6 protein-coding genes and 1 pseudogene are annotated in these 4,487 nt (G+C 36.7%); all 7 read left to right on the top strand.

Annotated elements, in window-relative coordinates; translation table 11 throughout:
- Window positions 1-527 precede the first annotated feature (527 nt).
- Entirely contained in the window at window positions 528-1,625 is a 1,098-nt protein-coding gene (locus CP352_RS10510; protein ID WP_087712501.1) for a replication initiator protein A, read from the top strand.
- 47 nt (window positions 1,626-1,672) lie between these two features.
- Window positions 1,673-2,116, top strand: a complete 444-nt coding sequence (locus tag CP352_RS10505) for a hypothetical protein (protein WP_087712500.1) — start codon at window positions 1,673-1,675, stop codon at window positions 2,114-2,116.
- A 164-nt stretch (window positions 2,117-2,280) separates the two neighbouring features.
- Window positions 2,281-2,772, top strand: a complete 492-nt coding sequence (locus CP352_RS10500) for a hypothetical protein (RefSeq protein WP_089143124.1) — start codon at window positions 2,281-2,283, stop codon at window positions 2,770-2,772.
- Between the two features lies 1 nt (window position 2,773).
- Window positions 2,774-3,088 carry a hypothetical protein gene (locus CP352_RS10495; RefSeq protein WP_087712498.1) on the top strand — a complete coding sequence of 105 codons (315 nt, stop codon included), beginning with the start codon at window positions 2,774-2,776 and terminating at the stop codon, window positions 3,086-3,088.
- A 228-nt stretch (window positions 3,089-3,316) separates the two neighbouring features.
- Window positions 3,317-3,511, top strand: a complete 195-nt coding sequence (locus CP352_RS10490) for a hypothetical protein (RefSeq protein ID WP_089145472.1) — start codon at window positions 3,317-3,319, stop codon at window positions 3,509-3,511.
- Window positions 3,489-4,271 carry a replication initiation factor domain-containing protein gene (locus CP352_RS10485; RefSeq protein ID WP_233186944.1) on the top strand — a complete coding sequence of 261 codons (783 nt, stop codon included), beginning with the start codon at window positions 3,489-3,491 and terminating at the stop codon, window positions 4,269-4,271. The genes CP352_RS10490 and CP352_RS10485 overlap by 23 nt, the downstream gene beginning before the upstream one ends.
- Window positions 4,271-4,487, top strand: a pseudogene (locus tag CP352_RS10480) (hypothetical protein); the annotation flags it as partial. The gene CP352_RS10485 and the pseudogene CP352_RS10480, both read left to right, overlap by 1 nt.

Genomic DNA, 4,487 nt, shown 5'->3' with positions numbered 1-4,487 from the left:
TGACCGCCGTCCTTAGACATGTCCTTACTCACGCAAGAACATTTCCTCAATCCTATAATTATTATAACATGGTAAAATAAATTTGGCATGTCTATGCCCCTACATCGCTGTAAAAAGCTAGAAAGGAGCAATATCATGCAAGAAGTAATTTTCTCAATCCTAACTATTCTGTTTTTGCACGAACTTCACTTAGTCCTACATGAACTAAATGAAATGCTTAAGCGTTAAAAGTAATGCATTAACAGACCAAAGCCGTCCTTCGGGGCGGCTTTTTTGGTAGCAAAAAGGCGATAGAATCGCACAAACGTGGGTTCCATCGCCTTTGGTAATTTGGTATAATATACCTAAATCAATAAAAAAAGCACTTACAGAATTGCTAGTTCGGGCAGGTGCTTTGATTAATATTTCGTTTGATAATATTATACAACAAGTTTTCCCTTGGTCAAAGGGCAAACTCTATTTAATGCAACACGAATAATTAATTAAAGCCCCTGCAAGTGCTTCACACACAGAAAGGGGCTTTTAAAATGCCAAAAAAGAATTATTACAATGTCAATCAAGAATATGCTGAGAAGTTTTACCAGCTTCCTATGGTCTTCTTTACCAATGAAAAGTATAAGCCACTGAAATTAGAAACTAAGGTGGCATACGCAATCCTTAAAGATCGTTTCTCCTACTCCGTTAAAAACAATTGGGTTGACGACAATGGCAATATTTACTTCATCTTCACTAACCAAGAGTTAATGAACATGCTTAATTGCGCTAAGGAAAAAGTAGTTAAGATCAAAAAGGAACTAGAAAAAGCAAATTTACTTGAGCAAAAAAGAATTGGATTGAATCAACCTAATAGATTATATTTGCTCCGACCAGAAGTAAATGCCGACGATGTGTACCTAATTTCACACCACAATGACCCCTCAGCCCTACAGCCACAAGGAAGTTCGATTTTCGAACTTCCAGACCACAAGGCCTCAGCCCTACAGCCACAAGGAAGTTCGATTTTCGAACTTCCGGAAAACGGGGCCTCAGCCCTACAGCCACAAGGAAGTTCGAAAATCGAACCCTATCTATACTATACTTCTTCTGAAGATACAATTAAGACACAGGAAAATACTCAATTAGATTTCTCCCCAAGTAATTACACTCCTGCAGAAATCGATGCACAAAATAAAGACTTAGTAAAAAATGCTGCTAACTACTACACTCAAACTGATACAAAAGACACAGTTATCTTTAACCAAGATACTTATAAACTGTTAAGTATGTGGGTTAAAACTCCTAAAGATTTGGCTAGAATAACTGGCATCGTTCTTAATGCTAAGAACAGTGTTGTTAAGGAGTTAAAAAAGCAAAATATAAAATATGCTGAAGCTGTTTTGAATATTGATGGTAATCGTAAGTTAAGTTCAAGTGATATTCAGTTCCTCAATGAAATGGGAATCGAGCCTCATAAACTACAAAAAGAAATCAGCAATACGATGAGACGGGTACTTAATCGGACGCGAAGAATATATGACGAAGGTAAAAAAGTTAATATCGAAAATTACATCTTTGGAGCTTATAAGAATATGTTCCAGAATTACGCGGATGAAATTCTAGAAAAAAGAGAAGCTATCAGCAATTAATATATGCGTGCATCAATGCACACTAGTGCAAACAAAAGGAGAAAATTATGTCTAAAAAATTCTACACAGTCGCTGATATTGCAAAGTCTACAGGCTATAACCGTTCAACAATTACTCGTTGGCTGGCTAAGCATAAAATTAAAAATGCACAGATGAAAGGTAATGCACCTTTATACTCTGCACAAGTGTTAGAAGACTTTAAGAAAGCCCATGATAATAGGGATACTAAGCCAGATGCAAAGGAAGCTTTGATGCAGGAAAAAAATGCGCGCATTAAGGCACTATCTGAAGAAGTGGAATTCTTAAAATCACAGCTGGCTATTAAAGATCAACAGATAGATACAGCTAATAGATTAGCTGACCAGGCACAGAAATTAAATCTCGCTGATAAACCACAACTAATGCATAAAGACAGTGATGAGACGAGCTCTGAGAAGTTAGATTCAGATAAAAAGACTGATAAACACTGGTATAGTTGGATTTTTAGATAGATTAACTAAAAATGATAAAAAAATGTGTATTAACTATTGATATTTAATGCTAATTTTATAAAATGATAAACAAATTGAAACAAGCCTATTCTGGAATAAAGCAATAGGTATTATTATTTTTTGTAAACATTTAGTATGTTTGCGTTTTATAAGGAGTGAGAATAATGAAATTGAAAAAGGTTGTATTCACGTCATTAGTAACGCTTCTGTTAAGTGTTCCCACTGCTGAAGTAGTTTCAAATAGTGTGCAAGCTGCCGAAGTGACATCTTCTTCGACTCAAACGGCTTCTGATAGCAGTACACAGACTTTTCAAGTACCAACCAATGGTATTTCTTTTCAGAATGAACAATCATTAAATGAATCAAAAATTGGTTGGGGAAAAGGTGCTAAGGTTGCAGTTAAAGCAGTATTAAAAAATCGAAATAAATTAGTTAGTGCCGTAGGAAAAGTGGCAGGAAGAAAAGCTGCTGTAGAAGTTGGAAATGTTCTCAATAAAGTTACTCCCACGCTAAGAAAACTTTCAAGATGGGAAGATTTATCATTTAAGGCAGTTCAAGATCAAATTGCTAGTGCATTAATCGCATCACATGTTAACCCAAGTACCGCTAGAACATTAGCATATTGGATTAGATTAGGTCTGGAGTTGTTGGTCTAAAATGCATGAATCTGATGAATTAACATATACACTGTATTTGATGAGATCCGTTTTGCGTGATTGTATTGATAAACTGGATTTCCCACCTAATAGAGAAGCATTTCTCTTGTACTATGGGATTTCTTCAAAACAATCTGATGAAATTGACAAGCTATTTTTGGATATTCTCAGACAGAAGGACAAAATTAGTTTTACAGATTTCAAACAGATACTGAATGAAAAATTGGATACTGATTTTGACTCTCAGATTGTTAAAGCAATGTTGCAGGCATATAAAGATTATCAGCCATTGGCTATTTCAAAAATTATTGAGTAATACAATTCTATTTAATTATGGCTTTGCACAAAGCATAACTATTTGTTATAATAAAACCACATCAAGAAAGACATAAATTTAAGAAAAGAAACTAAGCAATGATGTATCGCGAAGAAAGTAATCGCAGAGAAAGCATCATTGCTTTTTTTGATGCTTTCGCAAGTAATTTTCGAGTTTCACACTCTCGATCTTTAACAGAAATCAATCTAAGAAAAAGGAGTGACTAAAATGGCACAAACCGCAGAATTAGTAGACAGAAAAGCTAAATTTGTGATGGGAACTAAGCTTGCTAAGGGCGGCCAGTATAACTTTACCCTTCAAAATTTGAAGGATGGAGCAACACCAGATGCAATTTATGCAGTAAGCGAAGCTTTAACAGATGTTTTCGACGCATCATGTGATGATTACCGGTCGCGGTTGTAAAGAATATGCGGTGAATCATGATCTTCATGCCTTATTTCACCGCGTGTTCGCTTGGTCACACCGAAATTTTTCCAGGATCGATCTAGCACTAGATGATTTTGGATCAACGATTGTTAATTTTGAGCAAATCCACGAAGCTTCCATTAACGGCTGGTTTACGTCCAGATGGTCAAAATGGGACGAGCTAAATTCACGCCAAACATCGACCAATGAATTTTTAGGACAGACAATTTATTTCGGATCACAAAAATCTGATCTGTACTGCCGTATCTACAACAAAACTCTTGAAAGAAAAGCAAAAAGTAACCTAGATGATGCTGAGACGAGCATTCCAGAGGCTTGGACAAGATTAGAACTAGTCTATCGTAAAGATCGAGCTCTGAAGCTCGCTGAGTACATCGTTAATGATGACCTGCCAATCGGACATGCCTTGCGAGGGACGCTCAAACAATACTTAAGATTTTTAATCAAAAGCAATGATTCGAATAAAGCTCGCTGGCCAACTGCTCCTTGGTGGGACGAGCTGCTGGCAGAAGCCGAACAGCTGCAGCTGACAATTGAAAAAGAAGCAAAAACAATCGAAGACATGAGAGATTGGGTCGACCGGCAAATTTCTCCAACGCTTTCAGCGATTTTAAAGGCTCATGGTGGCGATTTAGCATGGCTTAGATCAACTATAGCTGAAGGCTCAAAAAGGCTCTCACAGAAGCATAAAGACGCAATTACACAATTTTTACAAAAGGAAGGAACCCCAGCATAATGACACAAACAACTACCACAATTCAAACTCCACCAAGAACAGTAACTACACAAAATTACCCAAGAATGGCTTACTGCTCAGCAATTACTACTTCAACACCAGAACACTATGAACATCTTAAAAAGTTTGGCATTAGTACCGTAAGCGTGTGTCTGCATGTCTCAGGCTTTGATTATCATAAATTTGCGACTATCCACACTGACCTAGCCCGTAGGG

Source organism: Lactobacillus sp. UMNPBX1 (assembly GCF_002554085.1).
Classification (GTDB): Bacteria; Bacillota; Bacilli; order Lactobacillales; family Lactobacillaceae; genus Lactobacillus; species Lactobacillus crispatus.
Note: the sequence above shows the minus strand (reverse complement) of the source record. Positions and strands in the feature narration are given on the sequence as shown.